The 25,536-nt window shown below is 50.0% G+C and carries 19 protein-coding genes; 6 read left to right on the top strand and 13 right to left on the bottom strand.

Annotated elements, in window-relative coordinates:
- Positions 1–15 precede the first annotated feature (15 nt).
- Together MSL71_RS03020 and MSL71_RS03015 are read right to left on the bottom strand one after the other, a co-directional pair.
- Complete coding sequence (locus MSL71_RS03020; protein ID WP_180137182.1) at positions 16–1,119, bottom strand: GGDEF domain-containing protein; 1,104 nt, start codon at positions 1,117–1,119, stop codon at positions 16–18.
- Positions 1,120–1,314: 195 nt separating this feature from the next.
- Positions 1,315–2,811 carry an aldehyde dehydrogenase gene (locus MSL71_RS03015; protein WP_180137181.1) on the bottom strand — a complete coding sequence of 499 codons (1,497 nt, stop codon included), beginning with the start codon at positions 2,809–2,811 and terminating at the stop codon, positions 1,315–1,317.
- 37 nt (positions 2,812–2,848) lie between these two features.
- Here MSL71_RS03015 and MSL71_RS03010 point away from each other — a divergent pair, with 37 nt between their 5' ends.
- Entirely contained in the window at positions 2,849–3,205 is a 357-nt protein-coding gene (locus tag MSL71_RS03010) for a hypothetical protein (RefSeq protein ID WP_180137180.1), read from the top strand.
- Here the strand turns inward: MSL71_RS03010 and MSL71_RS03005 are convergent.
- The 3 genes from MSL71_RS03005 to MSL71_RS02995 all read right to left on the bottom strand — a co-directional run bounded on the left by MSL71_RS03005 (position 3,183) and on the right by MSL71_RS02995 (position 7,127).
- Complete coding sequence (locus MSL71_RS03005; RefSeq protein ID WP_180137179.1) at positions 3,183–4,424, bottom strand: L-serine ammonia-lyase; 1,242 nt, start codon at positions 4,422–4,424, stop codon at positions 3,183–3,185. The genes MSL71_RS03010 and MSL71_RS03005 overlap by 23 nt on opposite strands.
- A 6-nt stretch (positions 4,425–4,430) precedes the next feature.
- Positions 4,431–5,582 (bottom strand): epoxide hydrolase family protein, encoded by a 1,152-nt coding sequence (locus tag MSL71_RS03000; protein ID WP_180137178.1) that lies wholly within the window; start codon positions 5,580–5,582, stop codon positions 4,431–4,433.
- A gap of 162 nt (positions 5,583–5,744) precedes the next feature.
- Positions 5,745–7,127, bottom strand: coding sequence for a sodium/glutamate symporter (locus MSL71_RS02995; RefSeq protein WP_180137177.1), 1,383 nt, complete (start codon positions 7,125–7,127; stop codon positions 5,745–5,747).
- 519 nt (positions 7,128–7,646) lie between these two features.
- On the opposite strand from MSL71_RS02995, the gene MSL71_RS02990 reads away from it, so the two are divergent.
- Positions 7,647–9,131, top strand: a complete 1,485-nt coding sequence (locus MSL71_RS02990; RefSeq protein ID WP_218950933.1) for a sigma-54 interaction domain-containing protein — start codon at positions 7,647–7,649, stop codon at positions 9,129–9,131.
- Positions 9,132–9,171: 40 nt separating this feature from the next.
- Here MSL71_RS02990 and MSL71_RS02985 read toward each other — a convergent pair whose 3' ends face one another.
- Positions 9,172–9,693: a hypothetical protein gene (locus MSL71_RS02985; RefSeq protein WP_180137176.1), complete on the bottom strand. Its 522-nt coding sequence runs from the start codon at positions 9,691–9,693 to the stop codon at positions 9,172–9,174.
- Between the two features lie 377 nt (positions 9,694–10,070).
- Between MSL71_RS02985 and MSL71_RS02980 the strand changes: the two genes are divergently transcribed.
- Positions 10,071–11,186, top strand: coding sequence for an acyltransferase family protein (locus MSL71_RS02980; protein WP_180137175.1), 1,116 nt, complete (start codon positions 10,071–10,073; stop codon positions 11,184–11,186).
- 75 nt (positions 11,187–11,261) lie between these two features.
- Here the strand turns inward: MSL71_RS02980 and MSL71_RS02975 are convergent, their stop codons facing one another.
- Positions 11,262–11,588 carry a hypothetical protein gene (locus tag MSL71_RS02975; RefSeq protein WP_180137174.1) on the bottom strand — a complete coding sequence of 109 codons (327 nt, stop codon included), beginning with the start codon at positions 11,586–11,588 and terminating at the stop codon, positions 11,262–11,264.
- A gap of 1,504 nt (positions 11,589–13,092) precedes the next feature.
- Here MSL71_RS02975 and MSL71_RS02970 point away from each other — a divergent pair.
- Positions 13,093–13,431 carry a hypothetical protein gene (locus MSL71_RS02970; RefSeq protein WP_180137173.1) on the top strand — a complete coding sequence of 113 codons (339 nt, stop codon included), beginning with the start codon at positions 13,093–13,095 and terminating at the stop codon, positions 13,429–13,431.
- Between the two features lie 329 nt (positions 13,432–13,760).
- On the opposite strand, the gene MSL71_RS02965 is transcribed toward MSL71_RS02970, so the two are convergent.
- The 6 genes from MSL71_RS02965 to MSL71_RS02940 form a co-directional block, all read right to left on the bottom strand.
- Positions 13,761–14,189 carry a very short patch repair endonuclease gene (locus MSL71_RS02965; protein WP_180137172.1) on the bottom strand — a complete coding sequence of 143 codons (429 nt, stop codon included), beginning with the start codon at positions 14,187–14,189 and terminating at the stop codon, positions 13,761–13,763.
- The gene (locus MSL71_RS02960; RefSeq protein ID WP_218950931.1) at positions 14,182–15,741 is read right to left on the bottom strand and encodes a DNA cytosine methyltransferase; all 1,560 of its coding nucleotides are present in this window, start codon (positions 15,739–15,741) and stop codon (positions 14,182–14,184) included. The genes MSL71_RS02965 and MSL71_RS02960 overlap by 8 nt, the downstream gene beginning before the upstream one ends.
- 275 nt (positions 15,742–16,016) lie before the next feature.
- Positions 16,017–18,104: an AIPR family protein gene (locus MSL71_RS02955; RefSeq protein WP_180137170.1), complete on the bottom strand. Its 2,088-nt coding sequence runs from the start codon at positions 18,102–18,104 to the stop codon at positions 16,017–16,019.
- The gene (locus MSL71_RS02950; protein ID WP_180137169.1) at positions 18,101–19,066 is read right to left on the bottom strand and encodes a PD-(D/E)XK motif protein; all 966 of its coding nucleotides are present in this window, start codon (positions 19,064–19,066) and stop codon (positions 18,101–18,103) included. The genes MSL71_RS02955 and MSL71_RS02950 overlap by 4 nt, the downstream gene beginning before the upstream one ends.
- Positions 19,063–21,735 (bottom strand): Z1 domain-containing protein, encoded by a 2,673-nt coding sequence (locus MSL71_RS02945; protein ID WP_180137168.1) that lies wholly within the window; start codon positions 21,733–21,735, stop codon positions 19,063–19,065. Before MSL71_RS02945 ends, MSL71_RS02950 begins: the two co-directional genes overlap by 4 nt.
- A complete protein-coding gene (locus MSL71_RS02940) occupies positions 21,729–23,180 on the bottom strand; it encodes an ATP-binding protein (protein WP_180137167.1) in 1,452 nt (483 codons plus the stop codon). The genes MSL71_RS02945 and MSL71_RS02940 overlap by 7 nt, the downstream gene beginning before the upstream one ends.
- Before the next feature lie 731 nt (positions 23,181–23,911).
- Here MSL71_RS02940 and MSL71_RS02935 point away from each other — a divergent pair.
- Positions 23,912–24,184: a hypothetical protein gene (locus MSL71_RS02935; protein ID WP_180137166.1), complete on the top strand. Its 273-nt coding sequence runs from the start codon at positions 23,912–23,914 to the stop codon at positions 24,182–24,184.
- Between the two features lie 267 nt (positions 24,185–24,451).
- Positions 24,452–25,297 (top strand): HNH endonuclease, encoded by an 846-nt coding sequence (locus MSL71_RS02930; protein ID WP_180137165.1) that lies wholly within the window; start codon positions 24,452–24,454, stop codon positions 25,295–25,297.
- Positions 25,298–25,536 lie beyond the last annotated feature (239 nt).

The following is a 25,536-nucleotide window of genomic DNA, read 5'->3' as shown; positions in this document are numbered from 1 at the left end:
CCGCCGGAGGCAGTCTTAAGCCGTTTCCACGCACGCCTCATCCAGGGCATGGCTCCAGAGGGTGGCCCGGTTCCTGCCATCGTGTTTGGATCGGTAGAGGGCACGGTCGGCCCGGCTGATCCACTCCAGGGCATCGCAGGGGGAGGCGTCCGCCCGGTTTTCGGCCACGCCGAAGGAGAGGGTGATGCGAAGGGAGTCGCCGGGGATGGGTTTTCCGGCCTGGTCCACCTTGGGGAAGGCGTGGGTTTCGATTTTTTTGCGGATGCGCTCGATCATGGCGATGGCTTCGGGGCCCGTGGTTTCATCCAGGACCAGGAGGAACTCCTCCCCGCCGTAGCGTCCTGCCACGTCAAAGTGTTTGCGCATGGAGGTGGAGAGCAGCTCGCCCACCTCTTTAATAACCATGTCCCCCTGGATGTGGCCGTGGGTGTCGTTGACGGCCTTGAAGTGGTCGATATCGCAGATAGCCACGGAGGCCACGGCCTTGGGCTTTCGGGTAAATCGGTTGCGGACGCGGGAGGCCTCTTCTTTGATGCGCCTGCTGTTGGCCAGGCCTGTGAGGCTGTCGTAGACCGCGAGTTTTTCAAGCTGGGCCTTGATGAGGATGGTGCTCAGGAAGTTGCACATGATCTCGCAGACGCTGGCCTCGTAGTCCCGCACCCGGGACTCTTCGCCGCAGTAGTCTCCGCCGAAGAGGTAGCCGCCGCCCAGGCTCTCCGGGAGGTAGACAAACCCCATCATGTCGCACCCTTCGTTGGGCACGTTGATGCAGGAGACCTTGCGGGAGGTGAAGGCCTTGATCTCGTTGATGTAGATCCCTTCGGCACGGGTGAGGTCCAGAATGAGTTTTTTTCCTTCCTTCAGGTCTTCGCGGTAGCCTTTGGGGTCGAACACGCGGGCCACTTCCAGGATCAGCCAGTTGTCCACCACGTTGCAGACCTCGTAAAGCACGCTTACATCAAAGGCCATGGCCTCTGTCATGATCGAAAGGGGCATGGTGAAGCAGGCATCCCCTTCAGAGGCCGGGTCCATGCCTGTGAGAAAGGAGCTCAGGGAGCCCAGCTGGTTGAGAATGTGCTTGGCGTCTGTTTCGACCTTGTCTATATCGCTGCGGGTCATGGCACCTTCCTTTCGTGAAATATCCGGGGCAAGTATGATCAGAAGGGTTACTATCTCAATTTTCCGGTCAACGCGCCAGATTTATGTGCTGTTCGTGGGACCGTGCGGAAAGGAGCGGGGTGGTTTTCCCGTTGGGAAACACTCATGGGAAAGCCGGGCCCGGGGGCCCGGCTCGGGTGAGGCGAAGGGAACTTGTTAGTTCTCGTACCAGATGGTCTTGGTGGCCATGTACTGCTCAAGGGCTTCAAAGCCCTTGTCGCGACCGCCGAAGCCGGACATCTTGTAGCCGCCGAAGGGGGTGCCGATGTCTCCTTCGGAGAAGCAGTTCACGGAGACGGTGCCAGCCTTGATGCGCTGGGACACGCGGTGGGCGCGGCGAATGTCCGAGGTGTAGATGGAGGAGGCCAGGCCGTATTTTGTGGCGTTGGCCAGCTCAATGGCTTCCTCTTCGGTTTTAAAGGTGGTGACGGCAAGGACCGGGCCGAACACCTCATCGTTAAAGAGGGACATCTCCGGGGTGACGTTGTCGAAGATGGTGGGCTCGATGCATTTGCCCGCACCGGCGTCCACGGCTTTGCCGCCGTAGATGAGGGTGGCGCCCTCTTTCTTTGAGGCTTCGATGTGGGCCAGCACTTTTCGGAAGTGGCCTTCTTCGATCATGGGACCCATGAACACGGACATGTCAGCAGGGTCGCCGATTTTCCATTCGGGCAGCTTGGCAACGATGGCCTTGAGCACCTCGTCTTTGATGCTCTCCTGCACCAGGAGACGGGAGCCGCAGCTGCAGTTTTCGCCCATGTTGTAGAAGGCGGCGTCCAGGATCTGGTCCACCACCTCGTCCATGGGGTAGGTGTCTTCGAAGATCACCTGGGGGCTTTTGCCGCCGCACTCCAGGACGATCTCCTTGAGGTTGCTGTCCGCCGAGTAGTGGAGGAAGTAGCGTCCCACTTCGGTGGAGCCGGTGAAGGAGACCACGTCCACCTCGTTGTGGAGGCCCAGGGGCTTGCCCGTGGCTTCGCCGAGGCCGGTGACCAGCAGCAGGGCGCCTTCGGGGATCCCGGCCTGGTGGGCCAGCTGCACCATGCGGTAGGTGCTCAGGGACGTCTGCTCAGCGGGCTTGACGATGATGGAGTTGCCGGCGGCAAGGGCCGGGGCCACTTTCCAGGCAAAGATGGTGGCAGGAAAGTTCCAGGGCAGCACCGCACCCACCACGCCCATGGGCTCCTTGACAACCATGCCGAGGTTGTTTCCGGGGGAGGGGGAGACCTTGCCGAAGACCTTGTCGGCGGCTTCGGCAAACCAGGAAATGGTGTAGCTGGTGTCGGGCAGGTCAAAGCCGATGCACTCCTTGAGGGGCTTGCCCACGTCCTTGCACTCCAGGGCGGCCAGCTCTTCGGCGTGCTCGTCGATGAGCCGTGCCCACTTCTGGATCACCAGCTTGCGGTCGTAGGGGGACATGCGGGACCAGGTGCCCTTTTCAAAGGTGTCCCGGGCCACGGCCACGGCTTCGTTGACCACTTCTGCGTCGCAGAATTCCACATGGCCGATGACGCTGTTGTCAAAGGGGTTCAAGGTGGGCGTCATGGTTCCCTGGGCGCTTTTCCTGTTGGGGATGATGGCCCTGGCTTCAAGGGTTCCGTTTTTTGCCTGTGCAAAGATATCCTCTTTGGATAACGGTTTGGCGTAGGTCATATTTTTTTCTCCGTTTAACTGTATGTGTGTCAAAAGCATGATTCAAGTGCCTCCGGCGGGTCGCTTTTTGAAAACCTTCCGCCTACGCGCCAATCTGACGACTATTATGTTTGGCTTCGCTAAGCCAGCCGTCATAATCATCGGAAAGGCAAGGGCGCTACGGCGCGACAAGCCGCAAAAACTTTCCGGTTGCATTGCCTTCTGGGCCCCAGAAGGCAGTGGCGATTCGTTTCGTAAAAAAACTTTCATTGTGGCAACGGCTCGCGAATATTCCGAAACCGCCCGGAAAACCTGTTTGTCAAACTTTTCAAAAGTTTGGCCCCCGGCAGGGCCGCCGGAGGCAGAACATGCCTTTATCCTTTCTGATAAAATTACGACTGGCACGGGGGCGTGACTGCCCCTGCGCACGACTGCTTTCCACGATAGACCATGGCCAGGCCGCCCACCGAGGTCTCCCGGTAGAGGGCGGGCAGGTCGTGGCCCGTGAGTTTCATGACGGAGACCACCTCGTCAAAGGAGATGAGGTGGGAGCCGTCGGACAAAATGGACATATGGGCAACGGACAGGGCCCGCGTGGCCGCGCAGGCGTTTCGCTCGATGCAGGGGATCTGCACCAGGCCGTCCACGGGGTCGCAGGTGAGCCCCAGGTGATGCTCAAGGCCCATCTCGGCGGCGTACTCGATCTGGCGCAGGGAGCCTCCCAAAAGTTGACAGGCCGCTGCAGCCGCCATGGCACAGGCCGAGCCCACCTCGCCCTGGCAGCCCACCTCTGCGCCGGAGATGGAGGCGTTGCGCTTGATGACGTTTCCGAACACTCCGGCCGTGGCCAGGGCCTGGACCATGTCTGCGTCGGAGTGGCCCTGGGTTTTTTGCAGGTAATAGAGAACCCCGGGCATCACCCCGCAGGAGCCGCAGGTGGGGGCGGTGACCACGGTGCCTCCCCCTGCGTTTTCTTCTGATACGGCCAGGGCATAGGCGGTGATGAGGCCGGTCTCCTGCATGGCGTCCCCGGCAGAGCGGGTGCGCTGGTACACGGTCCAGGATTTGCGGCCCAGGCCGATGGAGCCGGGCAGCACGCCCCGGGCGGTGAGCCCTTTTTCCACGGCGGCTTTCATGGCCTGCCACACCGCGGCCAGGTGATCAAAGGCGGCGGCGTCTTCGTGTGTCTCCACGTATTCCCAATAGGTGATGCCACGCCCATGGCAATGGTCCATGATCTCCCCGAGGGTTTGGTGGGGATACACGGGTTCCTCTTTGAGCGTCATCTCACCGGGGGTTCGGATGCTGCCCCCGCCCACGCTGAAGACAATTTGCTCTCCGAGCAGCTCCTCTTCATGGGACAAGGCTTCAAACTTCATCCCGTTGGGGTGCTGGGGCAGGCTGTGGTCCGGCTGCCAGGAGACGTCCAGGCGGTCCCGGCCAAACACTTCGTAGAGTGCCTGATCGGTGAGGTGCCCTTTGCCTGTGGCGGCCAGGCTCCCGTACAGGGTGACCCGGAAGCGGCTGGCCCCAGGATACCTGGAGGCAAACTGCTCAGCGGCAAACCTGGGGCCCATGGTGTGGCTCGACGACGGGCCGAGGCCGATGCGGTACAGTGCGCTTAAGCTCTCCATTCAACCTCACCGAAAAGATCGGGCAAAGGCCACGATGTCGTTGATCAGCACGTCGGGCTCCTCCAGGGAGGCGAAATGGCCGCCGTGGGAAAAGGCGGTCCAGCGCTGAATGTTGTAGAGGCGCTCGGCATAGGAGCGGGGGGGCCAGGGAAAGCTCTCGGCAGGGAACATGGCCGCGGCCGTGGGAACCTCCACCCTGGGGCGCTCTTTGGTGCCCAGGATGCGTCCTCCCTCTTCCCTGCGTCCGTAGTAGATCCAGGTGGAGGTGTTGAAGGTCTTGGTCACAAGGTAGACCATGATGTTGGTGAGCATGCCGTCCTTGGTGTGGGCGCTCTCCACGTTGTCGCCGTCGATGTCCGACCAGGCGTGGAATTTTTCCACGATCCAGGCGGCAACACCCACGGGGCTGTCCATCATGGCATAGCTCAAGGTCTGGGGCTTGGTGGCCTGCTGGGTCCGGTAGCCGTTTTGCAGGACCACCCTGGGCAGGGTCTCGCAGGATTTGGCCCAGGCTTCCTCTTCCGGGGTCTGGGGGCCGTCCACGTGTCTCATGGTGGGGAAGTTGATGTGGATGGCCCGGCAGTGATCCGCGTGATCGTAGCCCAGCCAGCTGGAGATGGCGCTGCCCCAGTCCGCGCCGTGGGCGTAGTAGGAGTCGTAGCCCAGCACATCGGTGACCAGGCTGTTGAGGACCCCTGCCATGGCGCGGGGGCCAAAGGGGCGGGGAGGGCGGCCGGAAAACCCGAACCCGGGCAGGGAGGGCACGATAACATCAAAGGCGTCTTCCACGCGCCCGCCGAACCGCTCGGGGTGGGCCAGCTTTTCGATGATGTCCAGGCTCTCCACAAAGGAGCCCGGCCATCCGTGGCTGATGAGCAGGGGCATGGGGTTTTCCCCGCTTCCCTTTTCAAGGATGTAGTGCATCTCGATGCCGTCGACCTCGGCCTTGAAGTGGTCGAAGGCGTTCATTTTTTTTTCTTGGGCGCGCCAGTCGTAGCCCTCAAGCCAGTAGGCGCAAAGCTCTTTCATGTAGTCCAGGTTGGTTCCATGGTCCCACCCTTCGTCCTGGGTCATGTCCTGCCATGGAAAGTCGGCGACCCGTCGGCGAATCTGTTCAAGGGTTTCTTCTGAAATATCAATTGTAAAAGGCGTAACCATACAACATGTCCTTTGCAGTCATGGGCCCCAGGGGAAAAAGGGGCTGCCATGACGTCTGTCTATTTATATCTACGGGGATGACGCAGGCCGACCATGTGTCGGCCTGTGGTCATCCGCTATACGGGGCGGCGTGCGCCGCCCGGAACGTGTGGCAACAAAGGGTTACCACGCGCGTTTTTGAACAAATTTAAAGAAGAACAGGGCAATGGGCATCACCACGATGTAGGCGATGAAAATGGGCAGCATGATGGACCCTTCCGTGGGGATAAAGGGCAGGTTCAGGTACACCAGCTGAATCAGGGGCAGGATGAACACGTTCATCACGGCCAGCTCCACGGCAGCGGGCGATTTGAAATCAGGGTCCACGATGCGGAGCAGCAGGATGCCCGAGGCCACGGTGCCGGTGTAGCACCCCAGGATGGCCAGGCCCCGCTCAAACCCGTACTCGGGCATGCGGCGGGCAAACCAGAGGATGAGGAGGTAGGTCACAATGGCGGCCACGGCAACGGTGCAGAGGAAGGGGACGATGATGGCCTGGATGTCGCTCATGGAGATGCCCATGAACACGGCACAGATCATGTAGTCGATGGTGCTGCTGGTGACGCCGCGGACCGTGGCGTTGTCCAGCACATGGAGGCGGTTGATCTTGTCCAGCACCTTGCGGGTCACAAGGCCCGCGATCATTCCCCAGGTATAGAGGAGACCGAAGCCCAGGCCGTTGATGCCCTTGGGCATGTTCACGGACCAGGCCAGGGCAAAGACGTATCCCACGCCGTAGAGGGCTCCCATGATGGCCAGGTGAAAGGCCAGGTTGTCGATGTTGGCCGGGTGGGTGGTGGTTCGGGTGCACTCGGTGGCCTCGCCTTTGCCCATCATGCCGGTGAGAAGGCTTGTGGGGAGAGACTTGGAGCTCTTGTCCGCAACCCATCCGTTTTTGATGCCCCGGTTGGCCAGGGGAATACCCAGGCAGATGGCGCAGAGGAATCCCATGGCACCGAAGGCAAGGCCCACGCTGCTGGCGCCGTGGACCCCGTAGGTGCTCTCCCAGATGGTGCCGAAGGCCTGGGCCGCCCCCGGAGACTGGGAGAAGCCGGAGCCCACCAGATAGCCGAAGCCGGTGAAGAACTCTCCGCCGGTGATCATCCTGGCGAACTCAAAGATGGATTTGCCGGTGACGCCCTGGACCGCGTAGACCAGGCAGTACATAAAGGCCATCCAAAGGGCGCCGTTCTGCAGCCATGTGGATTTGCCGCTGTCCACTTTTTTGTCCTGCTGCAGCAGGCCGATGCCCACAAAACCAAAGGCAAACAGGTGGAAGACCATCACCCCGAAGACCTTGGATGGAATGGTGACCCAGCCCTCGGGCGTGGGCATTCCGATGAGCCCGGTGTTTAAGAGGACAAATCCGATGACGCCGCCGATGAGGGACGACGGGATCAACCGGTTTTGCAAAAACGAAATCTTGTTACGTAAAAAAGCACCACCAACAAGCAGAATACTGATCCAGATAAAGGCGCCCACATATGGGTAGAATGTCGCTGACAAAAAGACCTCCTCTCGGCCCAGGGGGATGCGGTTCCCTGATCCGATAAAAAATGAATTCCCCGGTGTTACCCCACCGTGCTGCGCTGCCCGTTCAGGGTAACATTCTGCAAACCAACGCCCCGGAAGAATAGCAACAAGGATGCCAACCCCCTGAAAAATGAACAGACCCCCTTTAATCAGTTTGATTTAGGTTGTTTATGAATCCTTGTCATGGATTGCGCGTACCCTCGGCTCTGGCGCTTGTTTGTGCAGGAATGCCCGCATGATTTCACAAATCAATATAATTTAAAAGGGTTGTGGCGATGTGCAGAATTGCACGACGTGCAGAACTGCACAGGGCGCGGAGGGGGGGATTTATTTAACGTTCAACCGGCCCTGCCTCCATGGCCCAGGCCTCGACATTTTGAAGGCGGCGTGGTAACTCCTCATAAATTCAGATGATCGTCGGGCCTCTTTGGAACCGTTCCGGGCACCGGCGTTCCTGACTGCCTTGAAATCCCAAACGGCGCATGGATGGCAATGAGCGAAACAGCATACGAAGTCCCCTATTTTCAGGAAAAATACGGCCACCTCTTCAGCGAGATGGATGCGATATTCAACGTGCTCCACGAAGGGATCTGCATCAGCAACGCCGAGGGAGTGATCCTCAAGATGAACCCCATGTACGAGCGGCTGTGCGGGTTGCCCCCGGAGGCTCTCCTCGGGAAAGAGGTGCGTTTTCTGAACAGCAAGGAGGGGGTGTTTGACGAGGCAGAGCCCCACGCGGATCTGGTGGAGGAGCAGAAAGGGATCTTCATGGGGGCCGTGAGCCCGGTGATCCTGAAATCAAAGCGTCCGGCAAGCTCGGTGCAGCAGACCAGCGGGGGGCGGAAAAACCTGTTGCACGGCTACCCCGTCCTCAATGCCGACGGGGAGGTGGAGCTGGTGGTGACCTTTATTCGGGATATCAGCCACCTGACCCTGTTCAAGGAGCAGATCGAGTACCACAAGCACATCTTCCAGACCTTCTGGAGCAACATCCAGCATGGGGCCCGGGAGGTGTCCGCCCCGGACGCCGTTGTGGTGGAGAGCCCGGCCATGAAGCAGGTGATGGCCCAGGCCCGGAAGGTGGCCGCCACCGACGCCACGGTGCTCATCCTGGGGGACACCGGGGTGGGAAAAGGCGAGGTGGCGCGGTACATCCATTCCCGGAGCGATCGGTCCGGCAGCACCTTTTTCTGCGCGGACTGCACCAGCATTCCGGAGAACCTCATTGAGTCCGAACTGTTCGGGTATGCCCGGGGCGCGTTTTCCGGGGCAAGGCGGGAGGGAAAGCCCGGGTACTTCGATGTCGCGGCAGGCGGCACCATCTTTTTAGACGAGATCGGCGAGCTCTCCCTGAACGTGCAGGCAAAGCTGCTCCGGGTCCTTCAGGACCAGGAGATCATGCAGGTGGGGAGCCTGAAGCCCAAAAAGATCGACACCCGGATCATCGCGGCCACCAACGTGAACCTGGAAGAGGCCGTGGCCAAGGGCACCTTCCGCCAGGACCTCTACTACCGCCTCCAAGTGAGCGTCCTTGACATCCCGCCCCTCAAAGAGAGGCTCGAAGACATCCAGCCCCTGGCCCAGTATTTCCTTGAGCGCTACAACCTGAAGTACCGCAAGCAGTTTTACTTCTCCGACGACGTGATGCCCATGCTGTTGCGACACGGCTGGGCAGGCAATGTCCGGGAGCTTCAGAACATGATCCAGGGCATTGTCATCACCCTGGACAAGCGCGTCATCGAGCCCGAAGATTTTCCACGGCTCATGCCCAAAGAGGCCGTCCGGGGCTCCCGATCCTACGTACCGGTCCAGGGGCAGGGGGGAAGGCCCCTGAAGGAGATCATGGCCGAGATCGAGTACGACATCCTCAGCAAAGCCATGGAGGGTTGCCACTCCATGGAACAGGTGGCGGAGATGTTCCAGGTGAACCGCACCACCGTGTCCCGCAAACTCAAGGCAGGGAAGAAACAGGGATAAAGGCCCGCCACGCGGGCCGTGTTCTCAAGACATATCCAGGCTAATCGTCCATGCCGGACTCGGCCTTGATCATCTCCCACCCCTCATCCACCACACAGGTTGGGGCTTCCATGAAGAGCAGCTCCTTTGTGTTGAACAGCAGCTCCTCCCCTTCACTGTTCAGAAAACCCGCAAAAAAACCGGAAACATCCGGGCCGAGGTCAAGGGACGAGAAGAATTCGTGGAGCTCATCCGGGGAGTCTGTGTAGCTTTCCATGGGGTCTTTGCGGTTTCTCAGAAAGATGGTGATGGGGCCGTCGCTAAGTGCCTGGTCTTTGTCGGAGGTGGCGGGTTCCCACAGGACATTTACGGCCTGGATGTTGGAGAGGTTGATGGCGATGGTTTTGCCGTCAACGGTGTCGCTGACGAAAAAGCCCTCTGTCTCAACGCCTTCGCCGAACTGGAGGAGGGTGGAGGTGAATCGGTCTTTCTCTTCTTTGTGAAGGCTGACGAAGATGGGCTCGTCCACCGTGGCCAGATACAGTCTCAGGATGAAGGTGTTGGTCTGTTGGATGTCGTTCACGGTGAAGGCCTCCTGTTTTACCAATATGAGTGGGTACGTTCGAGTTGCAGGCCCACGATACGTGATGTGTTTTGTTTCAGCAATAACTCATTGGCCTGGCTGCCCACTGTTTTGTCGGTGGCATTTCCCCCTTGATTCACACGGGTGTTCCCCGATGGCGGATCCTCCTGTTTTATTTTGACTATCCATGGAATTTGAGTTGAAAACGCCCCGAGATTGGCGTAGGCAAAGCAAAAGGGGCGCTTTTAAGACGCCCCTTGTCATACAGGGGCGACGAGCCCTGAGGAAGATCGCGTTTCCGCCGCAATTCCCCGGCCGATGGTCCGCCGCCCCATGCCTTTGTGTGTTAATCCCCCCAGACCCTGTGTGGAGTGATCATGGACAACCCAAACCGACTTTATTTCATGGACAATTTAAGGAGCCTTACCATCATCCTGGTGGTGGCCCTTCATACATCCCTTTGCTACATGGCCTTTGCCCCGGAGTGGTGGTATGTGCTGGATCCCCAGCGCAGCCTCTTTTTCACCGCCGTGGTCATCGTGCTGGATGTCTTTATCATGCCCGTCATGTTCTATATTTCGGGGTATTTTCTCTTTGCCTCCTTAAGAAAACACGGCACCGGGCGCTTTCTTAAGGGCAAATCCATGCGCATCGCCCTGCCCTGGGTGGTGGGGGTGTTTGTCCTGGCCCCGCCCCTTGCCTACATGATCTACTTTTCGCGCCAGATCCCCGTCTCCTACATCGACTTTTTCACCCATGACTTCTGGGGCAAAGCCTATCAGCAGGCACACTACTGGTTCATCGGGGTGCTTATGGGGTTTGTTCTGGTGACAACAGCCCTGGCATCGGTTTTTCCCTCCCTTGTGAAAAAGCCCGATCACCAGAAAGCTCCCGGGCCTCTGTTTCATGTGGGCTTTGTGGCCCTCACTACCCTGATTTTCCTCGTCGCTTCCCTGTCTTTCCCCCTGGACAGCTGGATCCACCCCGGCTACGTGTTCGTGTTCCAGCCCGTGCGCATCGGCGGTCTGTTTCTCTTTTTTCTCCTGGGTATTTACTGTGAGCAAAACGGCTGGTTCACCCAGGGCGGTTATGAACCCAAAGCCCTTCCCTGGGGTGTTCTCGCATTGATCTCCGGGGCCCTGTACCTTTACATGAAGCTTGTCTTCCCCGAACCGAAGCTCACCACCCTGCTTCTCAAAGGGGCCAACGCCGCGCTTTTCAATCTATTCTGCTACACCTGCATCATCTGGCTCCTGGCCCTGTGCAAGACCTGCTTCAACCGCACCGGCACCGTGCTCAGGCACTTCTCCGATAACTCCTACGGCAGCTACTACGTGCATCAGTTCTTCGTGTTCGGGGTCTCCTACGGCCTCACCAAGGTGCAGCTTCCCATATTCCTTAAATTCGCGCTGACCCTCACCCTGGCCGTGACCCTCTCCTGGGGCACCTCGGCCCTGATGCGCAGCAGCGCTGCCATGCGCCGGGTGTTTTAACCCTCCCGATGTCCAGTGCCGGGGCCTGCCACAGGCCGTGCCCCGGCACCAGGCAACACGCGTCTCGGTGTCGTCTCATTGCCGCAGCACCGGATGCCCCTCCACTGGCCGCGGCCCCCGTCCTTCCGACATCTTCTCCTGTTCCTGTCTGTAAATCGCCACAATTCGATCGAGTTTTTCATACTGCCGGGCCAGCAAATCCTCGGCGATGGTCCGCACGCCCCACCGCTTGAAATCCACCTGAAGCCCGTTGCCCCCCGGAGCCTCAGCCCCGTCCAGCTCCACAAGAAAATCCCCCACCGACGCCAGCAACCGGTGAATGTCCTTAATGGCCTCACACAACTCCGTGATCTCCGACCCCGCAAAAATCCCGGGCTCGCTGCACGTTCCTGATCGTGTCATGATGGACTCCTTTTTTTTGTGAATGGCAAAAGGCAAAAGGCAAAAGGCAAATGGTAAAAGGTGAAAGGTGAATAGTGAATAGGGAATAGGGAATAGAAAAAGAGCATTCCCGCTATGCCGTGCCGTCCGGGGTACCTGCAACGCCCAAGCTCCGTGGCCCGTAGGGTGCGTCCCACGCACCGAAACCGAAGCGTGGCGTTCCCCGGCAACACCCCAAAAGCGGAAGCCTTTGGCACGCGATTATCTATCCCCCATGACCTATGACCTTTATCGCGTCCCACGCACCGAAACCGGAACGTAACGTTCCCCGGTAACATCCCAAGAACGAGACCCTTAGGGTCACCCCTGTTTCCTATCCCCTATGACCTATCACCTGTATCGCGTCCCACGCACCAGAACCGAAGCGTGGCGTTCCCCGGCAACACCCCAAAAGCGGAAGCCTTTGGGACCCGCTTACTTCCCCCCCCCCCTATGCCAAAGACCCAAGCTACCTCCAACGCCCGAAGATCCGTGGCCCGTAGGGTGCGTCCCACGCACCGAAACCGATGCGTGGCGTTCCCCGGCAACACCCCAAAAGTGGAAGCCTTTGGCACGCGATTATCTATCCCCCATGACCTATCACCTGTATCGCGTCCCACGCACCGAAACCGATGCGTGGCGTTCCCCGACACCACCTCGAAAACGAAACCCTTTGGGACACGATTTTCTATCCCCTATGATTTATAACCTGATATCTCGTCCCACATACCGAAACCCAATCATGGCGCTCCTCGACGCCCCGACATCATTCGCATGGTTTCATTGTCGGCCAACACCCAAGCGTACCAACAGCAACACCAAACACGGTTTTTATTCACAGCTTACTGAAAGAGGAAAATTTTTCAGGACCAGCCATGCCTCAAAAAAGAAAATTGGCCGTTCCCTGAAAGGGAAAAGGGAAGGCGCGACTCCGTCAAACACAGGTCGCGAAGAATGGGCGCATCGCTAAGAATACCAGGGCTGATAGAGCACGCGCAGAGACCCGGTGAAGCGCCTTCCCGGTCGTTAATCAGGGAAGCACGCGTGCATGGGCCATTTGGCACAGCAATAGCGTTTGTAAAAGGGGATTCGTGTACTGGGGATTAAGGAAAAATCGCCTTGAAAAGGAGAGGGGAGTGGTGTAAAAAACCGTTTAGCCATGATGACCTCTCTGGAAGGTTGTTTTGGTCAGGCCTGGCAGGATGTTAGCCGCATCCTGTCGGGTCGCATCATGTATCGATAATAACTAGTTATCGTCTCCCACCATAATTTCATCTTTTTTGCCTGTCAAGATTTTTATCCGAAAAATTCAACTGTTATTCATTTTGAGAGATATGGAATGATGCCGTGGGGCTTGTATGGTGGGGGGGGGATATCAGGCTTGTGAACCATCAGAACAGAGAGATATTTGCTGTTGAGCAGGCGTCAGACATCTGCTGATCATGAAATCGTAAAACGAAAACGAAAACGAAAAGGAGGATCTCCCTTGAGCCGTGATATAGCTGAGGAGGATTGGAAACTGCTCCGTGATTTGCAAGAGCTCTCCTTGAATACCGCCTGCGACAGGGTGCTGCAACGGGTTGCAGAACTTGTGGCTTCGCGAGGTGCTGAAAATCACACATACTATCAGACGCTGTGGACACTTATGCAGGATGAAGATGAGCAGATATCCCTCATGTTTGATAGCTTCAAGCGAAGCACCGCTGTGAACAAGGTTGCCATGTGGCGGAAAAACGGCCTGCTGTCCGAGGAAGTGTTCGGAAAGCTGACGAAGGAGACGCAAGAGCAACTTCTGGCGTATGAAAGCCTGTGGAAGCAGGGGTGAAACGATGGCCTGCCCGGTTGGTACGGGAGCGGTTCGTGGTGCTATTTTTGCGCGTAAAGCAATTCCCTCTCTCACAAAACTATCACAAAAGCCTATATCGCACATAAAACCGCTAAAGGGTAGGGTGCAGCTCAATCACAATTTATATTTGCATGCTATTGTAACAAGTAAGGAGTGATTTCGAATAATGCACTACGATGTTTTTGAGGCTCAGAAGAGATTAAAAGTATGTAGGTATGATAATCGAAAACAGAAAGTTGAGAAACTCAGTATAGCAGGTAAAGTGTCAAGAATAGCTATGTACGTTCAAATTCGGGATGAAAAGTATGTTATTGCTTTTGTGTATCTTTGCTATCAAATAACTTTTGTAAAGATTTTTTTAAAGAATTCTCGTCTTTTGTATTACATTCCCAGACAGTTATTACTGTCCATTGCATGCGTTTCAATGCTTCTTTAGCAGTTTTATCTCGTTGAATGTTTTTGCGGAACTTTTCTTCCCAAAAAGCAATTCTAGTTTTTGGTTTATAAGCATACTTGCAGTTTTTGTGCTGATGCCAAAAGCAGCCATGGACAAACACAACCGTTTTGTATTTTGCAAGAACGATATCAGGTTTCCCGGGAAGGCATTTAACATGCAATCGAAACCGAAAACCATTTTTATGAAGAAATGAACGAACACGCAGTTCAGGCTTAGTGTCTTTGGATCCTATGCGCGACATGTTCCAGCTTCGTTTATTTTTAGTAAGAGTGTCAACCAAAGTTGCTTTTTCCCTGAGTCAATACCTCTTTAACAATACAAGAAATTTTTGCAGCTAAAAGTGGCGGGACAGCATTTCCAACCTGTACGTACTGTTCTGTTCTATTACCGCAGAAGAAGTAATTGTCTGGAAAAGTTTGAAGCCTTGCTGCTTCCCGTACTGTTAGGCTTCTGCATTGACGAGCTTCATAGTGAATATAGTAGTGCCCATCTTTTGCAATGTGACTAGTGATGGTTGAGGACGGCTGATCTGCAAGTTGGACTCTGAACCTGTCATTGAAATGACCGGAATTATGATTTTTGTGATTAGGTTTTAAGAACTCAGGAAATTCATGCATTCTGGGAGAATGCTCATTTATTTCAGCAAAGCATGCAGCGTAAAAGTATCTGTGCAGATCTGCTCTCATATGAGTTCTTGATGAATGGTTCAATACCCCGTTGATTTTATAGTCTAAAAACCAGTTCCGAAGTTGTTTATTCATAGCACGATACATTGTCGAATTGACAAAGTTTCCACCCATATCATTAGGGGGCGTTGAGATATTATCCAACTTTTGTTTTATAGTTTCAGTAACATCCTTGCCCGCTATCTCAGATATTGTATCGATATTATCGGCCAATGGGAATGAGCGTATAGCTTCTTCCCAATCATTAGAAGTATAACTTCCCCGTGAAATACCACTTCTCAAAGGCGGAAGGTTTAGCACATCGGACACACTTAGTTTATTTTGTTCGACAAGAGTAGGCGGCACATATCCTTTGGGGCATAAATCCTCGCGTATCCCCAATAAAATTACCCTGTGCCGTGACTGTGGTATTCCGTATTTTTCTGATTTAATGATGAAATCTGTGTCTGAAAATACAGGATTACCATCTTTGTCGAATTCTTTAGCCTTTTTTGTAAGAGAAAAAATTCTATACTTACAGTCGTTGTTTTTCGATGGGTTGGTTAAATCTTTTCTAATTTTAGAAAAAATAGCACTGCCGTTTATTTTAGAAGAAAGAATCCCTTTAACATTTTCCATTACAAACACAGATGGTCTGTGAACATCGATAATTCTGAGATATTCCTGATATAAAAAATGTCGTTCGTCAGATTCTGGTCTATATCCTTTTATGCCTTTATTTCTGGATCTTCCAACCAGAGAGTACGCTTGGCATGGCGGTCCGCCAATAAGAACCCAGCACTTCTTTCCCTGTAACGCTTTCGTGATTTTCTCATCAAGTTTAATGTGGAATGACTTGTCTTGCCTGAGGGTTTCCATCCACGTTTCTTCTTCAGCCCGTCTACTTTGTTGTTCGTACTTTGGAAGCGTGTAAAGTTTTTCCGGATTTTCGTTGTTTTGTAAAAATGTGTAATATTCATCAGGGAAATCATTGTACCTAAACTGTCTTAAAAAACTGCGTAGTTTTAATGTTCGGAATGCAGGATAACTTTTTTCAACAGATAAGCAGATACGGAAAAAGGGGTTGCCTTCTTTCCAACCCTGTTGGCTGAATCCTTCACCGAGACCACCAGGGCCTGCAAAAATATCAATAATTGGTATGGACATGAATATGTTACGCATTTTTATAGTGTTGTTGACATCATTAAAAAACGGTTAGCAGCGTGGTAAAATAGATGATTAAGCACGGTAATGTCAATCAATCTTTTTTTGCTGGCTTTTTATCATGAAAATAAGGGGTTGAATGAAAGTGCCAAACATGAACCTAATTATAGATACACACGGCAGAGTATTTTTTAAATATGACACTTAAATCTATATTTTTAAGTGCTAAAGCCAATCATGTCATTATATGCTTAGGTGAAAATTCAAACTCGATATGATCAATTTTTTTTGCCAGAATAAAAGAAACCCTCTTCTTGCGCTCGATTCTCTGCATTGATTAGAATTAATGCCTGCTTTTCCGAGGGGATTTTTCTGGGAACCGAACAGGCGATATTTAAGATGCTCAACTCTTTGGGGCTAAGTTTTTTATTCGCCCTGTTCCATTCTCGAAATTGTTTCCAGTAATCTGTCCCTTTCTGAATAACATAGGTTTGATTATGAATTGTATCCTCTATTGCTTGATTACTTTTTCCGGATCTCTCTTTTTCTATCTGTGCTTCTTTAGTAATAAGTAATGGCCTTACATCATCATTAAGCTCAATATCGATTTTTTTTACCTCACTCCAACAAAATTCTTTTTTTGCCCATTCGCTTGTGTTTGATGTCATACCAACTGGCGGAAAACACAAAATTTCATTAACTTTTTTCGCTATTATTTTGAACTGATTTACTATTTGATAAGGTAAACATTGCTTTTCCCATACTGTACAATAATCAATTTCGAGCCCAGATTTTCTGACCATATTTGCAAATTTTGAAAGAGTATAGGTCACTATGTTTGCTTTATAACCGGAATACCATTCACTTTTGTATACTAATCGGTCAACTTCTTTGAAAAAGATTGCCTTAGAAATAGCTTCTTTAAACCATGTTTCGTTGAAATCAAGGCCATTATTTTTGTCCCATTTGGATGCAACTCTCCCTACCAGGCCTGTAGTCCGTGGGGTCCCTGAAAACGCTTTTTGTGCACCAAGGCTGACTTCGTGTGGTGCTTCTTCGAAAGAAAGCAGAAATTTAGCTAAGTCAGTTTTAGTGATCATTTGTCTGCGAGGGTTTTGCACTAAAAATTTGCGCTTTTCTTGTGTTGTGAGTCTTGCTTGCTGGTTGGCAAATTGACCTCTGGCTCGTTCATAAAACCAGTGTGTTTGTTTTAGGCTTCCTTCTTGTGATGGGGCCCAAAGGCGTCTTGAGAATTCTTCCATTCTCAAGTGAAAAGGATGGTTTGAGAAAAAATCGGCTGCATTGACTTTATTTTGAGTGTTTGAGTATTCTGAAATTTTTGGTACTACTTCTTCGATAAGTTCTGGATCAATAACTGATAACTTAATCTGAACATAGATTTTGTCTAAGGCGGCTTTATCTTTTTTGTGTGCCGTGAAAATTGATGCGGTAGTCTGGCCTCCATTGACTATTTGAAAGTTTTTTATTCTAAGAACCCTGCTTCCATTGTGATTGGTTTCTACGGCTTCCGCAGTAGCTGAAAGTCCGTTGTTATAAGAAAAAAACATGTGAGGTTCGTTGATAATGGTGTTTCTGATTCCTTTGTTGATCTTGCCTCTGAACTGAAGGAAGGTCCGTACGTTTTGTTCTAACAGGCGGTCTTTATGGGTATCATAAAGGTCGGCAAGTGTTTTTCCTGACATGATGAGGATATATGATTTAAGTGCTTCTGTGCCTGTGTATGCAGGAAGTGACGGAAGGCCTCCTCCCTCCAACTGATCAAATTCTAATACCATTTCTTCCCGGGCTTTGCCGGATGATTCGATTCTGTATAATCTTTCGAAATCTACGACATCATAGGTAGTCGGATAACCACATGCATTTTCGTTGGGAAGATCTTCAACTTGAGAACTTATCTTAGCGTTAGAAACTAGTATTAGATGAATTTTTTCGGTCTCATTTTTGGACTTGCCTATCAGCCAAGCCAACTCTGTAACTGGATTTGATTCTTCAATGGTTTTCGAAAAAGAAGGATTTATAGCGGCTTTGAAAAAGTTTCTTAACCTTTTAAACTCATTCGCTATGTGGGTTTTTGTGAGAGACTCTATAGTATCTGATACTCGATAATCGGCTAAGATTAAAGTGAGGCAAGATCTCTCATCATCAAAGGACCATGCATCAACCGCTTGGCTATTTCTTCCTATTGATATTTTATGTTCCGTGATATCGTATCCGTTAATATATCCTTCATTTTCTAAAAAAGAACACATGTACTCTATGTAAATTGATCTTTTGAAATTTTCTTCTGTTCCTGAGCGTGCAACGATATCTTGAGTGAAATCTACATAAAACTCCTCTTCTGTCATAAAAGTTCCCTCCACCAGTTAGGTATTGCTTCAAATGGTTTGCAGGCTTCCAATTTTAGAGAATAGGTTACATGTTCGACACCGAGTGGTATTGATGAAAGAGAGATTCTGGGAAAATTATCTCTAATTTCAAAACATTTAATTGCAATCTGTTTGAAAAGGGTCTCATCATACTCCTCTCGCCATATGTATCCAGTCATAAATAGTAATTCTTCAAAACGTTCGTAGGCACTCTCTGAGGACTGTTCGATTTTTTTTCTGATTCGTATTACCAAATCATTTAAAGAAAAACCTGATATATCGTCATTCTCAGTTGTTGCTATTGTGTAAACGACAAGATAACCCTCAGGTAATTGTGGAGTCAATTGCTCTGCGGAAGTTATTTTGATTGTTGGCTTAGTCCCACCCGTCTGACACTTAACTTCTATAGCTGTTTCATGAACTGTAAAGTCTTGAGGTGCATTTTCTGGCCCTTTCCACGATATAATGGCTTCATTCCATCCAAACACTGGAGCAACGTATTTTTCTATGAAAAGTAATTCTCCGATAAGTCCTTTTATGGCCTCTGGCGAAAGCAACCCAAGCCGCTTTTTTTTTAATAATTCTTGCCATCGTATGAGCCGTCTTAAGAAAATGTTTGCAGCATAACTCAAGTTGTTAAGGCTTGATGTGGCCCTGATTAGGTCAGTACATAATGAAAAAAAAATTTCCCAGTTTGATGTATCATTGAGCCTCAGAACAAGTTTGTCATGGTTTTGCTCTCGTGAAATCCCCACTGATATTCCTGTAAGCTTCGGCAATGATTTTTTTTCAGGAGTATCATTCGTCATTATTTTGTAAACAAAGAGGTATCTTCCTTGGTTGTCTCGCGCCCAGTAAAGTGAAAGAGGGTGTGATTCGGAAACCAGTCGGACGTTCAAGTCGATATTGGGCTGGTCAATATTTTGCCAAGGATTTTTCATTCTTCTTCGTCCTCTTCTTCTTGATCCACAAGATAGTTCTTTCTCCACCAGACAGTGTTGACTCTGTACTGCACGGTTCTTTCGGGTCTTCGACCAGAAGCGGGGTTGCCGGGGAGGCTCAAGCCAAAACAGGGTACCAAGGTGCTCTTACTATTATCTTTTGCCGTTGCTTCAATAAAGTTGATCATGAATAGTGGCGGATGTCCTTGATCCCACTTGTACTTTCTATACTCACGGTCTGGAACATTTTTGCCGGCAAAATCGCTCTGAATTTTGAGTACTTCATCATAGGGGATTCCAACTTTCTCGTCACCTTTTGACGCAACACGTCTCTTGCTGAATTCAATTTTAGAATTATTAAAAACGGCAACCGTTCGTTTCGGAGTATTGATTATCAATTCGTTATTGATAGTATGTGGTTTAGAGTCTTTACTCTTTACAGAGCGCAACAATATATCGCAAGTATCCATTCCTTCGGTTGATAGTTTTTCCAAGTATCCGATCAAGGGCTCTGAATACGTCAGCATACATTCTGGATGATTTTCATAGTTTTCAATGGCAGACTTGACAATGTCGGACGGTACACTTCTCCATAAGAAACCTAAGTCAGTTGGCTGTCTTGCTGTGTATTTTTCTGCGGAAAGGATTGTTTTTTCGAGAACTTTTTGGTTGTGCTGAATGATTTTATCATCAGCATAAACAACGCTAGTTTCTGCCAGACGGCCTTCAAGAGATATGTTTACTGGGACGTCCTTGCTGCATCGCATTTTATTCCTCGCAGTGACTATCAATGCAGTTGGGTGTGATCTGACCCGTAAGCCAAATTCTAATGGCGTGAGTTTGGCCTTCTCCATGGACCAGAAGTCGCTCCGTAGTTCCTCCGTAGATTCTGCAATGTGAGCATACCAAGCTTTAGCTTCGTCGGTCATGAATATCCTACAGATATCTGCGTAACCATCTCGATAACCAAACCACCTACCCATTTGCATGAGTGTATCATACATGATGGAGTTTCTTAGAAAATAACTGACCATCAATCCTTCCAATGTCAGCCCTCTAGAAAGTCCTAATCCACCAATGGCAATAAGCGAACGTCCGTTTGGATATTGGTCAGGGCTGTAATCTAACACATCCTTTGAAACAGAGTTTATGCTGATGACTTCAATTGGATTTATCGCTTTTTTTAAGTAAGTCTGGATTATATTCCATTCAGGAACAGCGTCTCTATATTCTTCATACCAAGTATCATACAGGCTCTTTAGAACTTTGTTGAGAACAGCTTGTTCGGGACTCAATGCAGCGTAATTTTTAACAGCGTGCCGTATTTCTTTGACATGTTCAGAAACGATTCCTTTTAAGATGTTTTGAACATCAGTGAAACGGCTGGCGTTGATCATCATTGAATGGTGTTTACGCTCCTGGCCTCTAAGCAAACGTATTGCACGGGCAAGTATAAAACAATTTACAGCTTTTTTTAGCGAACTTGGTAGTATATCGGGTATAAAGTCAATTTTATGTTTGGCTGGAAGAAGATCCTCATTATCGCTGATGGATCTTATGCAGTCTATATCTGCGTCGTCGACGAAGATACGGTGAGGGCCTATGTAGTTGTCCGGCGGCTCTAAGCTAAGGATGAAGTCTCTGGGAAAAAGGTCTTTGTAGTTTTCTCCATTTTCCATTTCATGGTCGTTATCTGGATCAATAAATATGTTTGCGAAAGGAGTGGCAGTGTACCCAACAAATGAGCTACGGCTGAATAACGATAATAGATCTCTGATGGCTTTATTTATGGTTGTTGGTTTTTTGTCCTCTTTGTTTGTGTTTACAGATGCATGATCAGCTTCGTCGTCAATCATGAGCATCGAAAATTCACGAAGGTTATGCTTGTTGTGTTCAGAAAGCCAGCCATAAAGATTTTCTAAAGTTGATTTGTTCTTTTTTAAAACGAACAATACAGGCTCATTCAGGGCATCTAAATTCATGGCTGTGCTGTTTGCGGTTGCTTTTTTGAAGTCTTCAACGCTTGAGGTGAAACATACGGGGCGCCTTCCGGTTCCAAACCTTGAAACACCTACAAGGTCTTTCACTCTTGTACACCATCCCATGAAGTCGGAATCGAGGCGTTCTTGAGTCTGGTTGCGCAAGGAATTCAGAAGGCCAGCGAGTACTATTATTACTTGATATCCGGCATCGGCAGCCTTGCATACTAAGCCAGTATAGTTTGCTGTTTTCCCCGACTGAACATGTCCGACGACCATTCCTCGTTTTGCCCATTCTCCTTTCTTGTGTGGGTCCTCAAGGCGGTCTAAGATATTGTCCGTTGTCGTGTCAAGAGTTCTTACAACACGTGGTGAGAAACCTTTCGTAACAGAAAGGTGTTTTCTGTATCTTTCCCAATAATACCAGTCAATGTCACCTTGTCTTTCAGCTAACCAAGGCCTGTATTCTTCTGACTCGAAAAGTGCACCCATAGGCATTCTATGAACAAACCTTGCTTGAAGGGATCTCACCGCCTGGGTAATAATATTATCGTTAAAATTTTCACCATCAGTCATGCTTATTACCATTGCCTGTGCTTTGGTAATTTCGAAGAGGGCTTCATCTGTTGGGGGGTCGTGTTTTTCAAGAATGAGTGCAACAGCATCAATCAATTTGTCAATTCCTAACATAATCTGTCCTCTGGTCGAATGAGTTTGTCAATTAGTTGTTCTGTCGCTCCGGGTATTTCCGTTTCGATTAATTTTTTTCTCAGCTCGTCCCCTATGATACCGCAGGACTTCATCGCAGCAATCATTTCTGTGCAAAGGTGTATTGTCGCTTTCGGGTCATTCTCTTGATAGAAATCGACCTCATCGTTTGCTGCATCATTATAATGAATGTCATGAGGGAAGCTTTCGGCAATCATGCGATAAGAGTTTTCAATTTTAACTCGAAATTCAGGGGGTATTTTGTTCAGAATATCTGATAGTAGAGGGTGATTAGAATTGATAGAGTATTTTATTTTGCCATTTTTAATCTCTCTGTTCCAGACAACTATTTTTCCTTTAGGCCGAAGTTGAGCCGCTTTCCGTTTGAAAACATTTTTTCCGCGACCGGAAATCCGATTGATGATACTTTTTAGCTGCTTCCTTACGACTTCCGGGGGGGTAACCTGAGATTTGTTGACATTTATTCCCCATATGTGATCAAGAGTGTTTGGAATGTCAATTTTTACTCTTATTAATTTGTTTAATTCATCTTTTTTGATGAGTCTGAACCAAGTTGACTTTACAATAAGCCGTCGGTTTCTGTATACGTAGAAACCTTGATTTTGGAGGTACCCTCCTTCACCAGCATACCGGTCATAATCCTCACGGCTTACCTTGTTTCGATGTGGAAGGACAAACGGCTGGATGTTAATGAGTTCGCTGTTAATGCATATTGACTCAACAGGCAGCTCTTGTCTGGCAGGAATGGCTGGTCCAAAGGGATTGAATGCAATGAGAGGAGATTGGTTAAAGTCGATTCGAATCATTTTGTGACCTGGGTCGGGGGCGAGGAATCGGTGAAAGACCAATTCAAGATGAGACCGTGCGTTATCCATTATTTCACTGAATTTTCGTTCACTATCTATTTTTTCAGTACCTGCTAAAGCTTTGTCAAGTCCTCTCCATAGTACTATTGTTCCGCTGTTTTTATTTACCAGAAGCTCTTCGACTATTGATGAAAGTTGAAGATCCTCTTTTATAGCTGCTTCATTAATAATACCAAGAAGCCACCCCGATGGGTCATTGCTCGATATTCGGTTCAGATCCCATTCGCATGCAGACAGATTGCCCGCACTTTTAGAACAGACGGTTACAACTTGACACTGCGAAATGGATGCTGTTTTCATTCCGAGCCCGAATCGACCAAGATCACATCTTGTACGCTGGGTAGAGGGTGAGGTGGATCCAAAGCGCATTGCAGCTTTAAGGCTTTCGCTGTTCATACCGCAGCCATCATCTATAACAGCCACCCATGGATCTCCATCGTTCCATAAAAATCTAACTGTAATATTCTTAGCTGAAGCAGTTATACTGTTATCAATAATATCAGCAAGAGCACTATCAATCCTATATCCGATGTTTCGCAAGGATTCTACCAATGCTGAAGGCAAAGGTGGCATCGGGATTTCATTTCTATGGGTAATTTGGACTGAGCGCATGAATTGTTACCTGTTTATAGTTTAAGCTTAGTAGAGTGTTTTTTAATTTTACTATAAAATGAATTTAGTCTTTCGGCCCCTTAGTGAACCAAATAACTCAGGCAAATCATAATTGTTCAATTGAACATGTTGGATCTTCATCTGATCTGATGTTGACCCATACTAAACTTATTAAGGAAATAGTTCTTAATCGCTTTTGATTAAATCCTTTGCTGGTTGTCAATTTATATCGCAATGCAACCCGTTTTTATCTGTTTTGATAATTGATCATATCAATGTTGCTATATCGCTTTTCATGAATTTAAATATCTATGATTAATACCCAATTAAGTGTAAGAATTAATAGTCCTCTTGAGGATAAAGGTCAAGGCGGTTGGATAAATTCATTATATTAGTTTGTTGGGGTTTCTTTAGCGGTAACGAAATTGGTCATTTAGATCTTTAAGAATTGAGGCGTTTATGACTTGATATGTGTCTGTACTGTATTTATTATGCTAAGATAGTTTGGTGATTGTATCGATTGGGGAAAGCGTAACTTAAAATTATTGAAGTTTGAGGTGTTATGTAAAATCTTACCTTTTGGATGTTAAATGTGCAAATAGGCAGTTCGGGCGGACGTGCCATTTAATTTATCTGATGATATTAACTCAGGGGGGGATATGAGATTTGATTTGCATCCAAACGCTACCGTTCAAGATGTCGAAAGATGGATCAAGAAAACTATCAAACTAATCGGTCCAGGGTTTCATTTTGATACACCTGCCTCTGAGTATGTAAAAAGTGATACTGGCGAACGTTCTTTTAGTGATGAAGAGTGTGTTTCTTTGAATAATGGTATTCAGCGTGCTTTTCAGCTTTTAGATGATCCGTATGAGGTTGGTTGGGATGTTTTGATGAGCTTTTTTGACAATGGTGAATGCGATGGACATTAGAATGTATACAGCGACATATCTTCAAATATATTAGCGTACATACTGTGGTGGATCTATCTCAATATTGAATCTGACCGTATTTAAAGTGTTTTAAGGGCGCTTGCCTTGTCTCTTAAGGCCATTGCTATTGCTCTAAAGATCTTGGTGCCCATGCTCTCTTACTGGAAACATAAACTCACAAAACTACGCACCGATAAGAATCCCAACCGATGGGATGCATTCACGGCTCATCAGGCCCCCCACAAACCTTTCCTGCTTCTTTCCATCATGGATCTTATGGAGGCCGGGCGTATTACCGAGAATCGCATCGAGCCCTCCCTCGACCTGGTGGATTCCTTTACCGGGTACTGGCGTAAGCTGTTTCCCGAAGGCAAAACAACGACCATGGCCTATCCCTTTCCCCGCCTTCAAAGTGACGGGGTTCTGGCCCTGGCTCCTCTTCCTGGCGTTACCCGGCTCATTCCGCCCGGTGAGATTCATTCCCTTCATAAACTTCGGAGCTGCTACAGCCATGCCTGCCTTGATGATAATCTCTATGTTCTGCTGCAGGGGGCTCAGAGTCGCGAAGCGTTGAGACATACCGTTGTGAACCATTACTTTGCTCTGGACATTCGTGCTTTGGTCCAGAGTGAGTCCAGAATTAACAGGCTTTCTGCAAAATATACACATTACCTGTTGGACGAAGGGGCCCTTACCCCCGATGAAATCAAGGAAGTGACGGTCACGCGTATTGTCAGGGATCGAGGGTTTCGGGGGGCTCTTCTTCCAGAATACGATCACCGGTGCGCCATGTGCAAAATAAGGGTGAGAACCCCGGAGGAACACCATGTGGTGGATGCCGCCCATATCGTTCCCTTTGCCGAGACCCGCAACAACAAACTTACCAACGGCCTTTCCCTGTGCAAACTCTGCCACTGGGCCTTTGACGAGGGAATGCTTGGGATTGACAAGCATCACAGAATTCTTGTCTCCAGCCACATGAGGGCGGCGGGAAACTCTGCGTCCAACTTGCTTGATTTAGAACATCAGCCCATCGTGGAGCCGAAGAATCCCATGTATTCACCGGGGGAAGAGAATCTGGCAAAGCACCGGAGAAGCGTGTTTATGAGGTAGGGTAGTGAACAGGGAATGGTGGGTGGGAAACAGATTATTTTAGATAAGAATGTGGGGGGATGGGAATGGAGAGCCGCCTTTGCGATTTCGGGGCCGTTCCGGCCCATGAATGCCGCACGGGAGTGCGGCGCTCCATGGGTGCTCTTTGTGGCGGGCTGCGGGCGTGGGCAAGGAGGCCAACCAGCAGCCTTTGACTCCGCTGATAAGAATCAGGGTATGCAAGCTGGCCTTGCCGGTGT

It is taken from the genome of Desulfoluna butyratoxydans (assembly GCF_900699765.1).
Classification (GTDB): domain Bacteria; phylum Desulfobacterota; class Desulfobacteria; order Desulfobacterales; family Desulfolunaceae; genus Desulfoluna; species Desulfoluna butyratoxydans.
The sequence above is the reverse complement of the archived record's forward strand: the minus strand, read 5'-3'. Positions and strand labels throughout refer to the sequence as shown.

Excerpts from the sequence above, each read along its gene's own strand:
- MSL71_RS03005 (WP_180137179.1), bottom strand. The coding sequence starts at position 4,424 with ATGGAGAGCTTAAGCGCACTGTACCGCATCGGCCTCGGCCCGTCGTCG.
- MSL71_RS02980 (WP_180137175.1), top strand. The coding sequence starts at position 10,071 with ATGGACAACCCAAACCGACTTTATTTCATGGACAATTTAAGGAGCCTT.
- MSL71_RS02955 (WP_180137170.1), bottom strand. The coding sequence starts at position 18,104 with ATGACAGAAGAGGAGTTTTATGTAGATTTCACTCAAGATATCGTTGCA.
- MSL71_RS02950 (WP_180137169.1), bottom strand. The coding sequence starts at position 19,066 with ATGAAAAATCCTTGGCAAAATATTGACCAGCCCAATATCGACTTGAAC.
- MSL71_RS02960 (WP_218950931.1), bottom strand. The coding sequence starts at position 15,741 with ATGTCCATACCAATTATTGATATTTTTGCAGGCCCTGGTGGTCTCGGT.
- MSL71_RS03015 (WP_180137181.1), bottom strand. The coding sequence starts at position 2,811 with ATGACCTACGCCAAACCGTTATCCAAAGAGGATATCTTTGCACAGGCA.
- MSL71_RS03010 (WP_180137180.1), top strand. The coding sequence starts at position 2,849 with ATGATTCAAGTGCCTCCGGCGGGTCGCTTTTTGAAAACCTTCCGCCTA.
- MSL71_RS03000 (WP_180137178.1), bottom strand. The coding sequence starts at position 5,582 with ATGGTTACGCCTTTTACAATTGATATTTCAGAAGAAACCCTTGAACAG.
- MSL71_RS02975 (WP_180137174.1), bottom strand. The coding sequence starts at position 11,588 with ATGACACGATCAGGAACGTGCAGCGAGCCCGGGATTTTTGCGGGGTCG.
- MSL71_RS03020 (WP_180137182.1), bottom strand. The coding sequence starts at position 1,119 with ATGACCCGCAGCGATATAGACAAGGTCGAAACAGACGCCAAGCACATT.
- MSL71_RS02945 (WP_180137168.1), bottom strand. The coding sequence starts at position 21,735 with ATGTTAGGAATTGACAAATTGATTGATGCTGTTGCACTCATTCTTGAA.
- MSL71_RS02935 (WP_180137166.1), top strand. The coding sequence starts at position 23,912 with ATGAGATTTGATTTGCATCCAAACGCTACCGTTCAAGATGTCGAAAGA.
- MSL71_RS02990 (WP_218950933.1), top strand. The coding sequence starts at position 7,647 with ATGAGCGAAACAGCATACGAAGTCCCCTATTTTCAGGAAAAATACGGC.
- MSL71_RS02930 (WP_180137165.1), top strand. The coding sequence starts at position 24,452 with ATGGATCTTATGGAGGCCGGGCGTATTACCGAGAATCGCATCGAGCCC.